Below are 18,227 nucleotides of genomic sequence, written 5' to 3' on the forward strand. Positions count from 1 at the left end.
ACTCGATTTAAACACATACTTAAAATACAAATCAATCCTTTAAAGACTCTATAAAATTGTTTGTTATTGTTTTTAAACTATTTCTACCTGAATTGTCTGGCTTAAGATGAATATAATTTTTAAAATTCCCTTTTTGATATTCCAAAATATCATTGGGTATCGCAACTTTTATATTTTTATTGCTGCGCCATGGTTTAGAAACACTTATAACAGGTAAACCATGTTGCCTCATAGCTATGGTCGTTCCACTTTTCTCAACCAAGTATGCTGGTGTAGTCGTGATACCTATGGTTGCTATTTGTAAAGCTTTTGAAATATTCTCTGCACTTTGCTCTCCCAAATCATTTACTTTAATCCCATTAGATGAAAATACACCAATCCATTTTTGTTTTTCTATTCCAGATCGACCCACAAAAGTAACACTTATGCTCGCTTTTTCTTTAAAATATAAAACTACCTCATTAACGAATTCATCAACTGGCGCTTCTGGATGAATAGATCCGAACAATAAAAATTTAATCTTATTATTTTCGTTGGTATGTTCTACAAAAGGCTGATTTAACTTTTCAATATTAGAAAACAAAGGAAGAAGTTCGGTTTTAAAACCAAGCGTTTTTAATACCTCTTGATATAATATTGTTTGTGTATTAATAGTTTTGGGTTGCAAGTTATTAATTAAGCCTTTAATAATTTTTTTTTGAATTAAACCAATTAAGTAAGTTTTTTTTGTAACCCCTACTTCCATTCCAATCCATAACTCATGGAACATGATATGCCATTTAGAATCACCTCCAATTTTCTTTAATTGATTTCCTAAACCAAACGGCAATCCTTTTTTATTAAAAGAATAGGGTACAAACTGCAAGCTTAACCACTCAGGGTTATGAAGCTGTTTCCATTCTTTTGACTGTTTAGTTTGTTTAACCCGAGACCATGTACTAGGAATTCTAAGTACTGGAATACTAATTTCTTCAAATGTTTGATAACCATTTTCTTCATGAGTAATGTAATGATCATTCAAAGCTAAAATACCAACAGACACGCCTTGGCCAATTAACGCAGCGCTTAAACGCCGGGTGTAATCACCCACCCCATCCTTTCCAGGCTCTAAGCATCCACAAATGAAAATAATTTTCATGAAAAATTAACTTATATTTCTAAAACTTAGATTAATATTACTTGTTAACTATATTAAACGGCTTTTTTCCCTATTTGGAAATATTCAAAACCATTCTCCCGCATCATTTTATCATTGTATTGGTTACGACCGTCAAAAACTATAGGGTTTTTTAATTGCGTTTTTAGTTCTTCAAAATCTGGTATTCTAAATTCCTTCCAATCTGTTAACAGCACCATAGCATCGGCATCAATAACTGCTTCATATTTTGAATTGCAATACGTAATCCCTTCAATGCCTTTTAAATAAAACTCTTGAGCTTCGTGCATGGCCTTGGGGTCGTATGCTTTTATTTTGGCTCCTCTTTCAATCAATTCTTTAATAACATAAATGGCAGGAGCTTCTCGCATATCGTCGGTATCCGGTTTAAAGGATAAACCCCAAACAGCAAAAGTTTTTCCTGTTAGGTCTTCGCCAAAACGCTTTGTCACTTTTTTAGCAATCACTAACTTTTGAGTATCGTTTACAGCCTCTACAGCCGCTACTAAACGGGCTTCATAACCATGTTCTGCCGCGGTACGATGTAATGCTTTTACATCTTTTGGAAAACAAGACCCCCCATAGCCACTACCTGGGTAAATAAAACTGTACCCAATACGACTGTCTGACCCAATACCAATACGTACATCATTAACATCAGCCCCAACTAATTCGCAAATGTTGGCAACCTCGTTCATAAAGGAGATTTTGGTGGCTAACATGGCGTTTGCTACATATTTAGTCATTTCTGCAGATCGTACATCCATAGTAATTAGTCTTGCAGAACCACTTCTGAAAAATGGCGCATATAAATCTCTCATCTTTTCAGTAGTTGGTACATCATCTGACCCTATGACTACGCGGTCTGGTTTCATAAAATCTTTAATAGCGTCGCCTTCTTTTAAAAATTCGGGATTAGAAACAACTTCGAAAGCTATATCTAATTGTCTTTTATTTAAAGCCTCTTTTATGGTAGCCCTTACCTTATCTGCTGTACCAACAGGCACTGTCGATTTATCAACCACAATAATAGGGTGTGACATGTTTTCACCTATTTCTTTAGCTACTTGGAGTACATATTTCAAATCTGCAGAACCATCATCTCCCATAGGAGTACCCACTGCTATAAAGGCAATATCACACTTCTCCAAATGTTCAGATAATTGTGTACTAAACCTCAATGTTTTGTTCTCGTAATTTCGTTTTACCATAGCTTCCAGCCCTGGTTCAAAAATAGGGATGATACCTTGTTTTAACTTTTCTATTTTGTTGGCATCAACATCAATACATGTTACTTTATTACCCATTTCGGCAAAACAGGTACCACTTACAAGACCTACATAGCCTGTTCCAATTACTGTAATATTCATAAATTTAAATTTTAATTAGAGTATATATATCCATTTATAACATTTTATAATTTAATTAAACACTCTCTAAGACTGTCTCTCCAATAAGGTATTTCAATATTTAAAGCATTTTTAATTTTAGATTTATCCATAACGCTAAATGCTGGACGTTGTGCTGGTGTTGGATATGCCTTTGAATTTATTGGGCATAATTTGACATTTGTTTTAGTTTCATCAAAAATTGCTTTTGCAAAATCATACCAACTTGCTATACCTTCATTGCTATAGTGATATACACCATACTCATCAAATTGGGTTGTAATCATCTTTACAATAGTCATTGCAAGATCACCAGCATAAGTTGGTGAGCCAATTTGATCACATACAACACTTAATATTTCCTTTTCTTTTCCTAATCGCAACATGGTTTTAAGAAAATTATGACCATATTCTGAATATAACCAGGCCGTTCTTATTATTATATGTGCTTCTAGAGAAGCTACAGCTTTTTCTCCATTTAGCTTAGAGACACCATAAAAATTTACTGGATGAGTAGAATGTTCTTCTGTATATAAATTGGATTGATCACCAGCAAAAACAAAATCAGTAGATATTTGAATTAGCTTAGCTTTATATTTGTTACAAGCATCCGCTAAATTTCTAGGACCTAATTCATTTATTTTTTTTGCAATTTCTTTTTCTGATTCTGCTTTATCAACTGCTGTATATGCAGCACAATTTATACAATAAATAATATCATTACTTTTAAAAAAAGAATCAACATCCTCTAATTTGGTAATATCAAGTTCCTCTAGATCCGTAAAAATGAATTTATAACCTTCTAGATATTTAGACGCATCTTTTAAGCAAGATGCCAATTGGCCATTTCCACCGGTTACAAGAATGTGATTCATAAATTTGCATCTTTAAATTTTGGTAAAACTGAATCTTTTTCTGAAATTAAGTGTTCTGACAGCGGCAATTCCCAATTGATATTCAAGGTACTATCATTATATAAAATGCCTCCTTCTGATTCCTTATTGTAATAATTATCGCATTTATAAAAAAACTCAGCTGTTTCACTTAAAACGGCAAAGCCATGAGCAAATCCTCTAGGAATATATAGTTGTTTTTTATTTTGTCCACTCAATTCTACTGCGACATATTCACCAAAAGAAGGAGAGCCTTTTCTTAAATCGACTGCAACATCCAAAACACGACCACTTAATACTCGTACCAATTTAGCTTGGGCGTGATTACCTATTTGATAGTGTAGCCCGCGAATAACACCCCTCGAAGAAAATGATTGGTTATCCTGTACAAAATTTACTGGTTCTCCTATGCCAGAATCAAAGATTTCCTTATTATAAGACTCCATAAAATAACCTCTATTATCAGAGAATACTTTAGGTTCTATAATAAAACAGCCCTTTAGCTTAGTTTCTTTAAAAATCATAAATGTTTATTTAATATACCTAATAGATTTTTACCATAACCACTTTTCATTAAAGGTTCTGCAAGCATTTTCAATTCATTTAATGTAATAAATCCCATTTCATAGGCTGCAGCCTCAATAGCACCTATTTTTAAACCTTGACGCTCTTCGATAACCTCAACAAATTGAGAAGCTTGCATTAAAGATTGAAAGGTTCCTGTATCTAACCAAGCAGTACCTCTATCTAGAATACTAACACTTAATTTTTGTTTATCCAGATATACTCTATTAACATCGGTAATTTCTAATTCTCCTCTATGGCTGGGTGCAATATTTTTCGCAATTTCAACAACATCATTGTCATAAAAATAAATTCCTGGCACTGCATAATTCGATTTCGGATTTTTAGGTTTTTCTTCTATACTTACCACTTTCCCTTCTGTATCAAACTCTACAACCCCATAGCGTTCAGGATCCTGTACACGATAGGCATAAACAATGCCTCCATCAGGATTATTATTCGATTGTAACAGTTTTGCAAGCCCCGTTCCGTAAAAAATATTATCCCCTAAAATTAAAGCTACTTTATCTTTACCAATAAAATCCGCCCCTATTATAAAAGCTTCTGCCAATCCATTTGGTGCTTCTTGCACTGCATATGAAAAAGAACAACCATACTTTTTCCCATCCCCAAGTAAATCTTTAAAAAGTGGTAAATCTTTCGGTGTGGATATAATTAAAATCTCTCTTATACCCGCATACATTAGTGTTGATAATGGGTAATATATCATTGGTTTATCGTAAATAGGCATTAATTGCTTACTTACCGTCAATGTTAATGGATGTAACCTTGTTCCTGAACCTCCTGCTAAAATTATTCCCTTCATAATTGTGTGTTTTATTTGTATTGGTTCTTATAATAAGTTTGATATACCCCTGAAGTTACGTTGTCTAACCACTCCTTATTTCTTAAAAACCAATCGATTGTTTTTTCAAGCCCTTCTTCAAACGTAACAGAAGGCTCCCAACCTAGTTCTTTATTAATTTTCGAAGCATCAATGGCATATCTTAAATCGTGTCCAGGTCTATCCCTTACGTATGTGATTAATGCTTCACTATGTCCAATGTTCCTACCCAATTTAACATCCATTATCTTGCATAGTAATTTTACCAAATCAATATTCTTCCATTCATTAAACCCTCCAATATTATATGTTTCGGCATTTTCACCTTTATGAAAAACAAGATCAATAGCTCTAGCATGATCTTCTACAAATAACCAATCGCGGGTATAATTACCATCTCCATAAACAGGCAATGGTTTTTCTTGAATAATATTATTAATAAATAAAGGTATTAGTTTCTCAGGAAAATGATTCGGTCCATAGTTGTTTGAACAGTTGGTAATAACGTATGGCAAGCCATAAGTTTCACCATACGCTCTAACAAAATGATCGGAGCTTGCCTTTGATGCAGAGTATGGTGAATTAGGATCATAAGGGGTTGATTCAGTAAACAATCCTGTTTGCCCCAAAGAACCATAAACTTCATCAGTACTCACATGATAAAATCGCTTTTCATTTAAATTCTTTTTCCATAAGGCGTTTGCTGCATTAAGCAAATTTACCGTTCCAATAATATTCGTTTTCACAAAAGCTAAAGGATCTGTTATGGAACGATCTACATGCGATTCAGCAGCTAAATGAATAACACCATCAAATTGATATTTAAAAAATAACGAATTAATAAAATCCATATCGTTAATATCTCCTTTTATAAAAGAATAATTGGAAGCAGATTCAATATCTCGTAAATTCTCTAAATTCCCTGCATAAGTTAAAGCATCTAAATTATAAATTTCATACTTAGGATAATTATTAACGAGTCTACGAACAACATGCGAACCAATAAATCCAGCGCCTCCTGTAACTAATATTTTCATGATTTTCAATTTTAATATTTATTATAACATGTTTTCTATGATTCAGAAAAGTATCTTCTAAATCTTAAAGAATTTATTTTTTATTAGAACGATCCAAAAAAGAAGCAGCTACACTTCCATAGAAATCATTTAAGGTTAAATTATATTTTTTCCTTAGATTAAAACATCTTAAAAGTCCGCTAAATATATTTTTACTACCTATTTCAGATCGGATTATATTTAGTTTTTCAGATTTATAGGCTTTATTTGTTGTAATCCTTAACATCTTATGCTTTAATAAAAGCATTTCATCTTGAGGTTTTTCGGATAAAAATTTTTCTATCCAATCAAAAAACATTACAAAAGCTTCCCGTTTCTTTTCTAAATTTCCTGTTGAAGTTATATTTACTGAATGGGATCTGTAGTTAAATACGGGTTTATTAGTATGGGCTATTCCTTTGTTGACACTTAAAATAAATGAAGTAAGATAGTCTGAAGCCCAACCTAAAGGCAACTTGTAATACCCTCCATTATTCACTAAAGCACTAGTTCTGTATACGAAATCCGATACAAACTGTTCCCTTCTTCCTTCTAGACAGTTTATTATATAATCATATTCATCTTCATAACATGGGTTAATTGGTGTTAGTCTTAAAGGTTTTGTGAATTGATCAATAATAGTGGAGCGGCAATGCCAAACATCTAACGATGCATAGGTTTTTATGAGATTAACAAACTCCTCTAAATAGTCAGGTTCCATTTTATCATCATCGCCCATGAGTATAAAATACTCTCCTTTAGCAAAACTTAAACATTTATTCCAATTATCAACAACATGTAATGCCCCAAAATTTTTCTCATTTTTATGATATTGAATCCTTGCATCGTCATATTTTGCAACAATATCATCTATAGGGTCGGGTGAACAATCATTAACAATAATCAATTCGAAATCATTATAAGTTTGAATTAAAATACTATCAATACATTCTTTTAAATCTTTAGCTTTATAGGCAGGTATTCCAATACTGAACATATATATATATTATTTATTTAATTTATATTATAGGTGAAGAGGAAAAATCTTCCTGAAAAAGATGCACGTTTTTTTTCAACCATTCTAAGTCTTTATCCCACCAATTTAGTTTTTGTATCTCTTTTATCTTATCGTTTACAAATCTATATTTTATTATTTTAGCAGGAACGCCACCTACAATGGCATAGTCTGGCACATCTTTAGTAACAACTGCACCCGCTGCTATAATTGACCCGTTACCTATAGTAACACCATCTATTAAAAAAACATTGGCCCCTATCCAGACATCATTTCCTATAGTGGTTTTTCCATTTTGTTTATATTTTTCTTCTTTTGTTAAGGCAATCCCAAACATAGGTTTTGAACTATAAAATATGGGGCTTGTACTTAAAAAATTAACCGGATGCGTACCATAACCAACTTTTACGCTTGGCCCGATGGAACAGAATTTACCTATCTCTGCATTATTTATAGCCGAAAAATCATTTATATATGAAAACTTACCAAGGGTAGAATTTGAAAAAGCACAGTTAACCCCTAGAAACGTATATTTACTTAAAGTTCCATTAATAACTATACTGTTTGAATTAACAGTTGTATTCCCTTCAAATTTAGATGCTAAAACAAAAGTATTAGAGTTAAATATATTATTATTTCCATCAATTTGAGATTGTTTTATTATTACACCTGTTCCTTTAACCGATTTGTAATAACGCACATAACTTATTATAATTAATATAAATCTTTTCAATACTTTCAAAAAAATACTCATAATTCTATAATAAATTAAATTAAACTTTAATACTCTTTATTTTTATCAAACTATATAACAAATTCATCAAACATAAAATTGAAGCTACGTATATATTAAACTGGAGAACTCCTTTTAAATTAGATATTGGAAATATAAAAACACCTGAAACTACCGCACTCAAATCTACTAAAATAACAATTATAGGGTGTATTATCCAGCCTCTTGTAGAATAAAAACTAAAGGATACACCTGCTAATGCTGAAACACAAAAACCTACAATGCTCAAAATTAATTCATACTCTAAACCCGAATACTTTTCTCCTAAAATCCACAGTATTTCTTTTGATAAAAGTGAAATGGTTAATGCTAAACCAGTATAAAAAACAAACACCAACAATATTGTTTGCAAATATTTTTTTAAAAGTATATGCTTTTCATTAGGTAATCTAGCTAAACGTGGAACAATTAAAAACCCAAATAATGCACTAAATAGGTTAAATATAAGAGAAATACGCCCCAAAGCCCCAACTTGGGCCAAGGCCATGGTAGTTCCAAATAAAGAAATAAACCAGATAGATATTTGTCCGGAAAAGGTAAAATATACTGAAGACGGTAATACTCTTTTTACTATAGCCATTAAATCCTTACGGATAATACTATCAGGTTTTTGAGATTCATCTGCAAAATTATATGCAATTTTTTTTAATTTAATATTACCCAAAACTCTTGGAATTCCACTCGCCAATATTGCAACAAAAGTCCACGGAAATATAAAAACCAATATAGCAGAAAGCACTAATCGTCCAATACTGACAGAAATTTGATTTTTTTGAAGAGAATAAATATCTTGGTGCAATTTTGGCACAATCTCAAGTAGGTTATCAGAAAGTGATGCGTAGAAAGCTGGAATTATTGATAATACAATTAAAAAAGAAGTAAGCCAACCAGCTCCATTGTGCAATAATAAATAGAATAATATTGGTGTCGTTACTATAAGACTCCAAAAAGCTAACTTACGCCTTAAATGCAATCCTGTCATTAAAACTGCTCCAAGTTTCTCTCTACTCTGCCAAACTTTCCCACCTTGTGCCATAACTCCATTAGAAACACCTACATCTGCAAGCATAGTCATTGCTCCTAACATGGTATTTGCTAATGTATATAATGCATATTCTTCTAGCGGTAATAAACGTATAATTAAAATACCACAGAGAAATCCCAACCCTTGCACTACCATTTGAGATAAGGCTGTAATAGAAATCGTTTTTCCCCAATAAAGCAATTTATTGTATGATGGATGGGATTTTAAAATTCTTATTTGATTTTTGATTTGGTCTAGTTTTAGTTATTAAATATTAAATTACCTTTTTAGGAATTATTAAGTTCAATTTAATCACTATGCTTTCCCTCCGTAAGCATACCCATATCCGGATGATTTATCCAATTTTACATCGTTTAAAACCACCATAACGGATTGTAACTTATTACTTTCAACAATATCACCAAACACTTCAAGTTCTGCTTTTTCAGTATAGTTGCTACGTACTACATACAGTGTTGAATTTACATAAGGAGCTAAAGAAAAAGCATCGGATACTTTACCAATAGGCGCGGTATCTATAATAATATAATCAAACGTTTCTTTAAGAGTGTCTATTAAAGCTTTAATACGATGGCTCAGCATCAACTCACCTGGATTAGGAGGAAGTGTACCAGAACCTATAAAGAACAAATTATTGGCTTCCGGATAAGTTACTATGATATCATTTACAGATAGTGTAGGGTTTATAATAAAATCTGTTATTCCTAAAGTATTTGTTAACCCAACATTAGCCATTAATTTTGGAGCGCGTAAATCGAACCCGAGAACTACTACTTTTTTCCCAGTAACAGCTAAACTTGCAGCTAAATTAATAGATATAAAGGTTTTTCCTTCACCTTGGTTTCCAGAAGTAACCATGATTACTTGTTCCGATTTCCCTTGAGAACTGAATTTTAAGTTATGGCGCAGTAAACGGAACAACTCTGCTATAGGACTCACATTGTTTTCGGTAACTACTACCGTGTTTTTTTCGGTATTTGAAGCAATAGATCCTAAAATAAAACAATCGGTAATTTCTTCAATATCTTCTTTGGTTTGAACTTTACTATTCAACATGTTTTTTGAAAAAATCCATACAAATGGCACAAACATTCCAAAAAGGATAGCACCTAAATAAATGGGCATTTTACTTTTATTTGCTGGATATGCTCTGGGAGCTTCAATAATTCGAGTTTCGGAAAAGGGTACCGAGATCGACAAGGCTTCTTCTTCTCTTTTTTGTAATAAATACAGATATAAATTTTGTTTTAAACCTTGATCTCTATTGATTTCCAAAAGGGCTCTTTCAGCCGTTGGAACTGTAGATATTTTAGATTTATAACTTACTGCGTTATTTAAAATATTTTGTTTAGAGCTAAGTAAACTAGATTTAATACTTTGTACATTCCCTGTTATAGCATTTTTTAGATCTAATAATTGTTTACTAATCTCTATAACTACAGGATTCCCAACTCCTGCGGTTCTTAACATACTTTTTCGGGTTTGCACCAATTCATTGTACCTAGAAATCAACCCTGTTAAAGATGCATTTTGATACCCTACAGCAGTAATTAATGCGTAAGAGTCTCCACTGGATTGTGCTAAATTATTTTCTAAAGCATTGATGCCGTCTATTTGCGATTTTATAAGTTCAAGTTCTCTGTCCGATTCGCCCGCAAGCTGAATAAAACGTGCCGCATCTGAACTGACATCGGTTAAATCATTTGATTTTTTATAGCTTTCTACATTTTTTTCAACGCTGCTAAGTTCCCCTGAAAGCAATTCCAAACGCCCATCAATTAAACTTAGGGTGGTATTTGCCAATATATTTTTATGCTCGGTAGATTTACGCTCATAAATCTCTATCAGTTTCTTGACTACATCAATGCCCCTTTCAGGAATCACATCATTCATCGATATCTGTAACAGTCCACCACCATCTTTTTCAACAGTTCCAACCGACAGTTTGTTGTTATAACCCTTGGCCAATTCCTCTGTATTGTTGAAACTTACCAAAATGGGTTTTTGAGATTTAAAATTGATGTTTTTATCATCTAAAAAAACTGTAAATGTTGCAGAAGATGTTTTAATTTCTTCACCAAAGTTATAGGTTGTTTTTTTGGAGTTCCCTTCAGCATCGTTAACTTCTATTTGGAATGTTTTAGAATCTAAAAGAGTAAAACTACCAAAATCTCCATATTGCGATATGGGAACACTGTCATTTAAAATAATGTGAAAAGGAATTTGTGTTTTATAAACTTCCATTTCATTCAATCGGCCTTCATAATAATACCCTACAGCCATTCCCAATTCATCTAATGTGATTTTCATCAAATCGTAAGACTGTAACACCCCTATCTCATCTTGGATATTCTTAGACACTTTAAGTAATCCGAAATTACTCATGGTTTCTAAATTTGAAGACTGATCGCTTCCTTTTTTATCATTTAAAAGGATTTTTGCGTAAATGTTATACTCAGGTACAACCCGGTAGCGTAAATGTAAAAAGGCTAGCACAAAACAAATACCTGCTCCTATTACAAACAAATACCAATACTTTGAATAATTGGCTATTATTTTAATAATATCCTTTTCCATGTTCTTTTTGGAAATTGAACTAACTTCTGGCATATAGTGGGAAATAAATTTATTTAATAGTTATGAAACTTAAAGCAATTATGGTTAACTATAAATGTTTATAATGTAACGGTAAAAGCACGTTTGAGTTAGTTTTTGTTAACGCAAATGATACGTTCTTTCCACGGCTCCGCCGTACGAGTCCCATTTTTAAGACCATATAAAAACATTTTAATTTTAAATTGAGATATATAATATACCTCTGTAATGTACATTTAAACTATTGACAAAACGAATCAATAGTTCTTTTTGTACTAAAATAAACCTAGTTTTTTTATTAGATTTTCACCAAAGAAACATTTTTTTTCATACTTAACAAAGTAATCTGGCGAATTGAAAAGTGTATCTGTAAAGATTTATAGAATATATATTTACAAAAGCTTTTAATAAAGAAACCATAATTTTGCAGTGGAAAAATTACACATGGTTAATACTTAATATTAACATTTATGTTGCTGTTTTTGTGTTAACCATGTGTAACTATTGTAAAATTGGGGTGTTAAATATTTATACTACGTCCCTTAATTTTACTTGAGCCACAACGCCCATTTCTTTCAATAAAAAGGCTACGTTATTTTTATTAATCCAATACACAACGCCTTTATGATCTTTAAGCAGTCCGTTTTGAACAACAATTTCACTACCTGGAATTAATTGAGAAAGCTTATCAAGGTCTTTACCATCATCTGCAATCCATTTCTTTATGTTCCAAATTTCTTCATCACGAACTACAGCAGGCTTACCTAAGTAAAACAAATAGCGTATAACCCCTGGAGCACCGAAAACAATGCCTCTATATTTCTCTTCTAACTTAACAAATACGTAAGATTTAAATAAAGGTGTTTCTACTACTTTCTTACGGTCGCTCCACACTTTAGTTTCCTGTATCATTGGACAGTAAACTTCTACATTCATTTTTCTTAAAACATCTGCAACTTTTTTTTCCTGTTGTGCTTTAACACATAATACAAACCAACTCATATATTTATCTATTTATGTTAATTATCACTTATTTACAAATAAAACATTACGTTTTAGTATGCTTTTTCTTCGCCCCTTATGGCATTTAATACTGTTTTGAATATAATTTTTAGGTCCAACCACAAAGACCATTTTTCAACATAAAGAATATCCAAACGGATTCTATTCAGAATATCGGCAGGCGTATTAATTTCACCTCGAAATCCTTGTACTTGTGCCAAACCTGTAATGCCTGGTTTTACAAAATGCCTTACTAAATATTTATCCACAGATATTTCATAATCTGAGGTATGTTTTTCCATATGCGGGCGAGGACCTACCACACTCATATCGCCCATAAATACGTTTAAGAACTGAGGAAGTTCATCAATACTGGTTTTACGTATTATTCTACCAATTTTAGTAACACGCATATCATTTTTTGTTGCCATTTTGGTATCAGAGTCTGTGCTAGGTGCCATCGATCTAAACTTTATACACCAAAAAGCACCTCGATTCAACCCATGTCTCCTTTGTTTAAAAAACAGAGGGCCTGGTGATTCCAGTTTGATAAGAACATACATTAAAGGAATTAACCATGATAATAGGGTAACAATGGCAATAGTTGAAAAAACAAGATCAAAAGCACGCTTTGCTACAAAAGCAACTTCTGTTTCCAAAGGCACCGTTCTTAATTTCAACACTGGAATATTGTCGTACTGTTCTATAGACATAGATCGCGTAAATATTTCCTTGTTGTCTGGAATTATTTTGAGTTTAATTAAATTATTATCTGCAAAATTGATAAGGTTTTGAAGTTGCTCTTTTGAAAGTTTTGCTGCTGTGCAATACACTTCATCAATTCTATTATCTATGATATATCTAAAACAGCCCATAACAGGACCATGGTAAGTTGGACTATTAGAGGGTCCATCATCAAAAAAACCACAGTACCTATAACCAAATTGAGGATGATCAAAAATGCGTCGTATTTTTTTAAGGTTTTTATCCCTTCCTATTACTACCACCTTAACAAAGTTACCCCCCTTTAATCTGTAATGACGAACAAATTCATAGAAAACAATTCTATACAAGGTAAGACAAGCACAAATTAATAAATAAACAAAAATGTAATAATATACGGAGGTCACTTTTATACCCGCTAATCCAAACCAAGAAAAATAAGCAAGACCATAAATTGCGTACAAATAACACAATTTCCTGATATTGGTCATAAACACTTCTCTACGGCCGGTGGGGTAAAATTTTAATTGATGAGCAATAATTAGCCAAGAGCAATTATAGTATACAAAAGCCCAAATATTCAAATAAAGTTCTGGAGTAAAAAGCCATAAAATACCATTTATAATAATTAAATGAACAATTATAGTGAGAGGTATAATTAAATTTGAATAGCTTTTTGTTCTCATATAGTATTTTAAAAATATTCATACTGCATTTTAATAAATAGAGCAAAAGCTTAAACATATTAAGCACAGTACTTAACTTATTAACCTAATACTTTAAATATTTTGACACACTTTTTTAATATGCCGGTAATCTTAAAAATGCTATTAATCTAAACTTAAAAAAAACTACTTATGGGCTGTAACTTTCGCTAAATATTAGCGCAAAAAAAACAAGAAATTAACAAATAAATGGTATAAATTCTTCACACAGCAATTATAATCGATGAAGTACATTATCCGTTATATGGTTAAAAATCTCAATCTTTTAGCCTCTTTTTTTTAGGAGTTAATATACCATATAACCCTATTAAAATACCACACACATGGCCTGTAATTATGGGTGTATAATCAACATACACTCTTTTTGATATTCCAAAAATCTTTTTATTTTTAATGCTACTAAATTAAAGACAAAACTATTCGAATTCGTTCAATGTTAGGTTAATAAAAAAACACTTTTTAATCATCAAAAAGTTACTACCACTTGAATTCATAAATTAAACACCAATGAGGCAACAAAAGAGTGCCCAAAACGTTCTTCATTAAATAAACTTGTACTACCATATAAGCTTACTTAATTTTTATGAAGTTACCCAAACATAGAATCACCTTTAAGATATTAATGGGCTATTTTATACTCGGTATATTAGCCACTATTTCTGGTGTTTTAGTGCTTTCGGAAATAAAAACGTTTACCCAACTGCAACGCGAAGACATAACAGACCGAGGTAAAATTGTTAAAGTAGGAAGTTTAATAGCGAATATTTATGAAAACGAAAGTTTGGCTAGAGCAGCTATTCAATTAAATTCCACAGACAAATTCAACGAATATGTTTATGAAAACCAACAGTTATTATTAAAAATTGATTCGCTAAATTTTATAGCCAATAATGGTTCGCAAGAATTTATTTTAGACAGTATTAAACTGGTTATTGACAAAAAACTTAAGAATATAACCGATTTAAAAAACCTGAAACTTAATGACAATTCCGACGCATCTTTAAACACAGCCATTAATAAATTAAGTTCCATCGATCCGCTATTAGGAAAAATATCCATTACAGATTTTGTAAAAAACCCACAATCGTTAGATATTAAAACCCGTAAAAACCTAGAAGAATATGTTAGCATACTTAACAAATACAACCCTAAGGATTCCATAAATAGTATTGACCAAAAACAAATAGATTCCCTACTGTCTATTTCCAAAAACTTATTAAAAGATGCCCAAACGGAATCTAACAAACAGCGCATCTCATTACAAAAAAAAGAACGGGAATTAATTGAAAACGACTTAACCATTTCTAGAAAATTACAGGAATTGTTAAGCAACTTAGAAAAAGGCATCCTTTTATATTCCAACAACATCAACAAACAAAGGGAAAAAACACTTAATCGCAGTACCAATATCATCCTTTTTGCAGCAGGAATCAGTTTCATCATCATCATCATCTTTTCCATAATCTTTTTAAATGATTTTTGGAAAAGTCAACGGTATCGTATGAAACTGGAACAAGCCAACAAAACCACCTCTTTACTTTTAAAAAGCAGAGAACAATTAATATCTATGGTGAGCCATGATTTGAGAACTCCTTTAAGCACCATTACGGGTTACAGTGAACTGCTTCAAAAATCGACTAACACCATCAAGGATAAAAATTATGTAGAGCACATTCAAAACGCTTCAACTTATATGGGGCAATTGGTTGATGATCTTTTGGAATTTTCAAAATTGGAAAACAACACTGTTTCAATGGAATCCATTCCTTTCAATTTAGAGAATCTCATCAATGAAGTGGCTGAAACCGGAAAAAACTTAGTGCAAAACAAACCCATTAACGTCATTGTAAAGCACGACGAAACTATTAAAAACCAAATAGTTAGCGACCCTTTTAGAATGAAACAAATTTTATACAACTTGGTTACAAACGCCTGTAAATTCACCAACCAAGGTACCATAACCATTGAAAGTGTTTTACTTCCAAACAGCCAAGAACCTATATTACAAATTTTAGTAAGCGATACCGGAATTGGAATTAACAAAGATGAACAAAAAAACATTTTTAAAGCGTTTACACAAGCCAATAACACCCAAGAAAGCAAACAAAGTGGTTTTGGTTTAGGACTGGCCATTTCAAAAAAACTGACTGAATTGTTAGGGGGCAGCTTAACTTTAAAAAGTGAATTAGGAAAAGGAAGTACCTTTAATTTGAAAATTCCTATCACCTTCTCCAAGCAACCTCTACATGATAAAAAATGGAGTGAATCGGAAAAAAACTATCATTTAAAAGCTGTGGTTGTTGAAGATGATGCCTCTATGCGACAGCTTATTAAAGAACTTTTAAACCAATACGGTATTGAAGCCCACATTTTTGAAAATGCCCAAAGTGCTTTACAAACCATTGATAAAATTTCTTTTGATTTGGTGCTTACCGATATCCAGCTTCCTAAAATGAATGGCATCCATTTTATGGAAACGCTTAAAAACCACGATTCTTATAAAAACCAACCCATTATTGCTATGACGGGAAGATCAAATTTATCTGTAAAAGACTATATGAACAGTGGTTTTTCCGAAGTACTCATCAAACCATTTAACAGTAACAAACTGGATAGCATATTGCAGCGTTTTTTTGAGGCTGATTTGTATAACGGCACCAATAAAACCATAACCAAAGAAGCAACAAAACTGAACGAATTTAGTGTTAACACCCTGAGTTCCTTTTTAAATGACGACCCCGTTGCCATAAAAAAGACGTTGCAAATTTTTTTAGAAGACACCAAAAAGAACCTTTTGGAATTAAAGCAAGCCAAAAAAAATAATGACATTAATGCTTTTAACCATATTAGCCACAGAATGCTGAGCATGTTCAAGCAATTGGAAGTTACCAAAATTGTTCCTTTTCTAGAAATGTTTGAAATAAGTATAAGAATTGATGATTGGCTTTTTATGCATTTTGAAAACAAATTAAGCCACTTTTTAGAAACGTTGGAAACCCATCTTAATTAAGACTGTATTCCTTCATTTTATTGTAAAGTGTTTTTCTAGTGATGTTCAACAATTTAGCAGCTTGCGTTTTATTATTATCAACTTTTTGTAAAACCGTTATAATAAGTTCCTTTTCATTCTCTTTAGTGGAAAATTTGTTGGATGGTATGTTGCTTTTCTTGGAATGTACCAATTCATCCGGCAACACATGAACTTCAATAACATCAGAAGGCGTTAGCAAAGTGGCCCTTTTAATAACATTGGACAGTTCCCTTAAATTCCCTGGCCATTGGTAGTTTTGAAAAAGGGTTAAAACTTCTTTTGAAAATCCAGCAACAGCTTTATTTAATTGCTCATTCGCCTTATTTAAAAAGAAATCGGCATACAGAATCAAATCATCATGTCGGTCTTTTAAATTGGGGACTTTAATGGAGAACTCATTCAATCGATGGTATAAATCTTCTCTAAAATCGCCTTTTTCAACCGCTTTTAATAAATCTTCATTGGTAGCGGTAATCAATCGGATATCTACTGAAATTTCATCACTACTTCCAATGGGTTTTACTTTCCGTTCTTGCAATGCGCGCAGTAACTGAATTTGATTTTCATACGATAAGTTACCTACTTCATCTAAAAAAAGAGTTCCACCATTTGCCGATTCAAAATGTCCAATTTTATCATCGGTAGCCCCAGTGAACGATCCTTTTTTATGCCCAAAAAATTCGCTGGAAGCAATTTCCTTGGGAATAGCACCACAATCTACCGCCACAAATGGTTTATTGCTTCGGGAACTTTTTAAATGAATGTTTTTTGCAACAACTTCTTTACCTGTACCGCTTTCGCCCGTTATTAAAACCGACATATTGGTAGGTGCTACCAAATGGATATACTCGTTTAAAGTTTTTGAAGCAGCACTAATACCTGTAACAAAATCTGAACTGGCTTTAGTACTGGTTTTTATATTTTCAACTTCAGGAATAACATGGTCCGTTTTTTTTACTTCCAAAGCATTGCCAATAACCTCCAAAACTTCGCTGGGGTTAAAAGGTTTTGAAATATAATCGAACGCTCCTTGTTTCATAGCTTGTACAGCGTTAGAAACTTCGGCATAACTAGTCATTAATACCACAGGGATTAGGCTATTGGTTTTCTTTATTTGTTTTAAAAATTCGATACCATCACCATCGGGAAGCCTTAAATCTGTAAAAACCAAATCATAATTTTTCTTTTTTAATAAAGTAGAAGCATTGTTTATGGTATAACTAACGTCAACTGCATAGTCATGGCGTTCCAAAAAATGTTTTAACATTTCAGAAAACGCAACGTCATCTTCTATCAGTAGGATATGTTTCATAATTGAATAGATTCTTACAAAAATATTAAGATAAGCGGAGATATGTATTAAAAAAAAACATAAAAAAAGGGACGTTTTAATAAAAA

14 protein-coding genes are annotated in these 18,227 nt (G+C 32.1%); 1 reads left to right on the forward strand and 13 read right to left on the reverse strand.

Features of this window, described 5'->3' with window-relative positions; all coding sequences use genetic code 11:
* Positions 1–31: 31 nt before the first annotated feature.
* From J8H85_RS07750 to J8H85_RS07805, 12 genes are all read right to left on the reverse strand, one after another.
* Positions 32–1,138, reverse strand: a complete 1,107-nt coding sequence (locus tag J8H85_RS07750; RefSeq protein ID WP_209654225.1) for a glycosyltransferase family protein — start codon at positions 1,136–1,138, stop codon at positions 32–34.
* A gap of 53 nt (positions 1,139–1,191) precedes the next feature.
* Positions 1,192–2,526, reverse strand: a complete 1,335-nt coding sequence (locus J8H85_RS07755; protein ID WP_209654227.1) for a UDP-glucose dehydrogenase family protein — start codon at positions 2,524–2,526, stop codon at positions 1,192–1,194.
* Positions 2,527–2,570: 44 nt separating this feature from the next.
* Complete coding sequence (rfbD, locus tag J8H85_RS07760; RefSeq protein WP_209654229.1) at positions 2,571–3,419, reverse strand: dTDP-4-dehydrorhamnose reductase; 849 nt, start codon at positions 3,417–3,419, stop codon at positions 2,571–2,573.
* On the reverse strand, positions 3,416–3,961 hold the full coding sequence (gene rfbC / locus J8H85_RS07765) for a dTDP-4-dehydrorhamnose 3,5-epimerase (RefSeq protein ID WP_209654231.1): 546 nt from the start codon (positions 3,959–3,961) through the stop codon (positions 3,416–3,418). Before rfbC ends, rfbD begins: the two co-directional genes overlap by 4 nt.
* Entirely contained in the window at positions 3,958–4,827 is an 870-nt protein-coding gene (rfbA, locus tag J8H85_RS07770) for a glucose-1-phosphate thymidylyltransferase RfbA (RefSeq protein WP_209654233.1), read from the reverse strand. The genes rfbC and rfbA overlap by 4 nt, the downstream gene beginning before the upstream one ends.
* A gap of 11 nt (positions 4,828–4,838) precedes the next feature.
* On the reverse strand, positions 4,839–5,882 hold the full coding sequence (rfbB, locus tag J8H85_RS07775) for a dTDP-glucose 4,6-dehydratase (protein WP_209654235.1): 1,044 nt from the start codon (positions 5,880–5,882) through the stop codon (positions 4,839–4,841).
* 73 nt (positions 5,883–5,955) lie between these two features.
* Positions 5,956–6,897 carry a glycosyltransferase family 2 protein gene (locus J8H85_RS07780; RefSeq protein WP_209654236.1) on the reverse strand — a complete coding sequence of 314 codons (942 nt, stop codon included), beginning with the start codon at positions 6,895–6,897 and terminating at the stop codon, positions 5,956–5,958.
* A gap of 22 nt (positions 6,898–6,919) precedes the next feature.
* Positions 6,920–7,669 carry a CatB-related O-acetyltransferase gene (locus tag J8H85_RS07785; protein WP_209654238.1) on the reverse strand — a complete coding sequence of 250 codons (750 nt, stop codon included), beginning with the start codon at positions 7,667–7,669 and terminating at the stop codon, positions 6,920–6,922.
* 19 nt (positions 7,670–7,688) lie between these two features.
* Positions 7,689–8,933 carry an MATE family efflux transporter gene (locus tag J8H85_RS07790; protein ID WP_245243756.1) on the reverse strand — a complete coding sequence of 415 codons (1,245 nt, stop codon included), beginning with the start codon at positions 8,931–8,933 and terminating at the stop codon, positions 7,689–7,691.
* A gap of 114 nt (positions 8,934–9,047) precedes the next feature.
* Complete coding sequence (locus tag J8H85_RS07795) at positions 9,048–11,363, reverse strand: polysaccharide biosynthesis tyrosine autokinase (protein WP_209654240.1); 2,316 nt, start codon at positions 11,361–11,363, stop codon at positions 9,048–9,050.
* Between the two features lie 513 nt (positions 11,364–11,876).
* On the reverse strand, positions 11,877–12,350 hold the full coding sequence (locus J8H85_RS07800; RefSeq protein WP_209654242.1) for a UpxY family transcription antiterminator: 474 nt from the start codon (positions 12,348–12,350) through the stop codon (positions 11,877–11,879).
* 53 nt (positions 12,351–12,403) lie between these two features.
* A complete protein-coding gene (locus J8H85_RS07805) occupies positions 12,404–13,759 on the reverse strand; it encodes an exopolysaccharide biosynthesis polyprenyl glycosylphosphotransferase (protein WP_209654250.1) in 1,356 nt (451 codons plus the stop codon).
* Between the two features lie 622 nt (positions 13,760–14,381).
* Here J8H85_RS07805 and J8H85_RS07810 point away from each other — a divergent pair.
* Positions 14,382–16,808 (forward strand): hybrid sensor histidine kinase/response regulator, encoded by a 2,427-nt coding sequence (locus J8H85_RS07810; RefSeq protein WP_209654252.1) that lies wholly within the window; start codon positions 14,382–14,384, stop codon positions 16,806–16,808.
* Here J8H85_RS07810 and J8H85_RS07815 read toward each other — a convergent pair.
* Positions 16,801–18,141, reverse strand: a complete 1,341-nt coding sequence (locus tag J8H85_RS07815) for a sigma-54-dependent transcriptional regulator (RefSeq protein WP_209654255.1) — start codon at positions 18,139–18,141, stop codon at positions 16,801–16,803. The two genes, J8H85_RS07810 and J8H85_RS07815, sit on opposite strands and share 8 nt — an antisense overlap.
* Positions 18,142–18,227: the final 86 nt, after the last annotated feature.

Source organism: Mariniflexile gromovii, assembly GCF_017814435.1.
Taxonomy (GTDB): domain Bacteria; phylum Bacteroidota; class Bacteroidia; order Flavobacteriales; family Flavobacteriaceae; genus Mariniflexile; species Mariniflexile gromovii.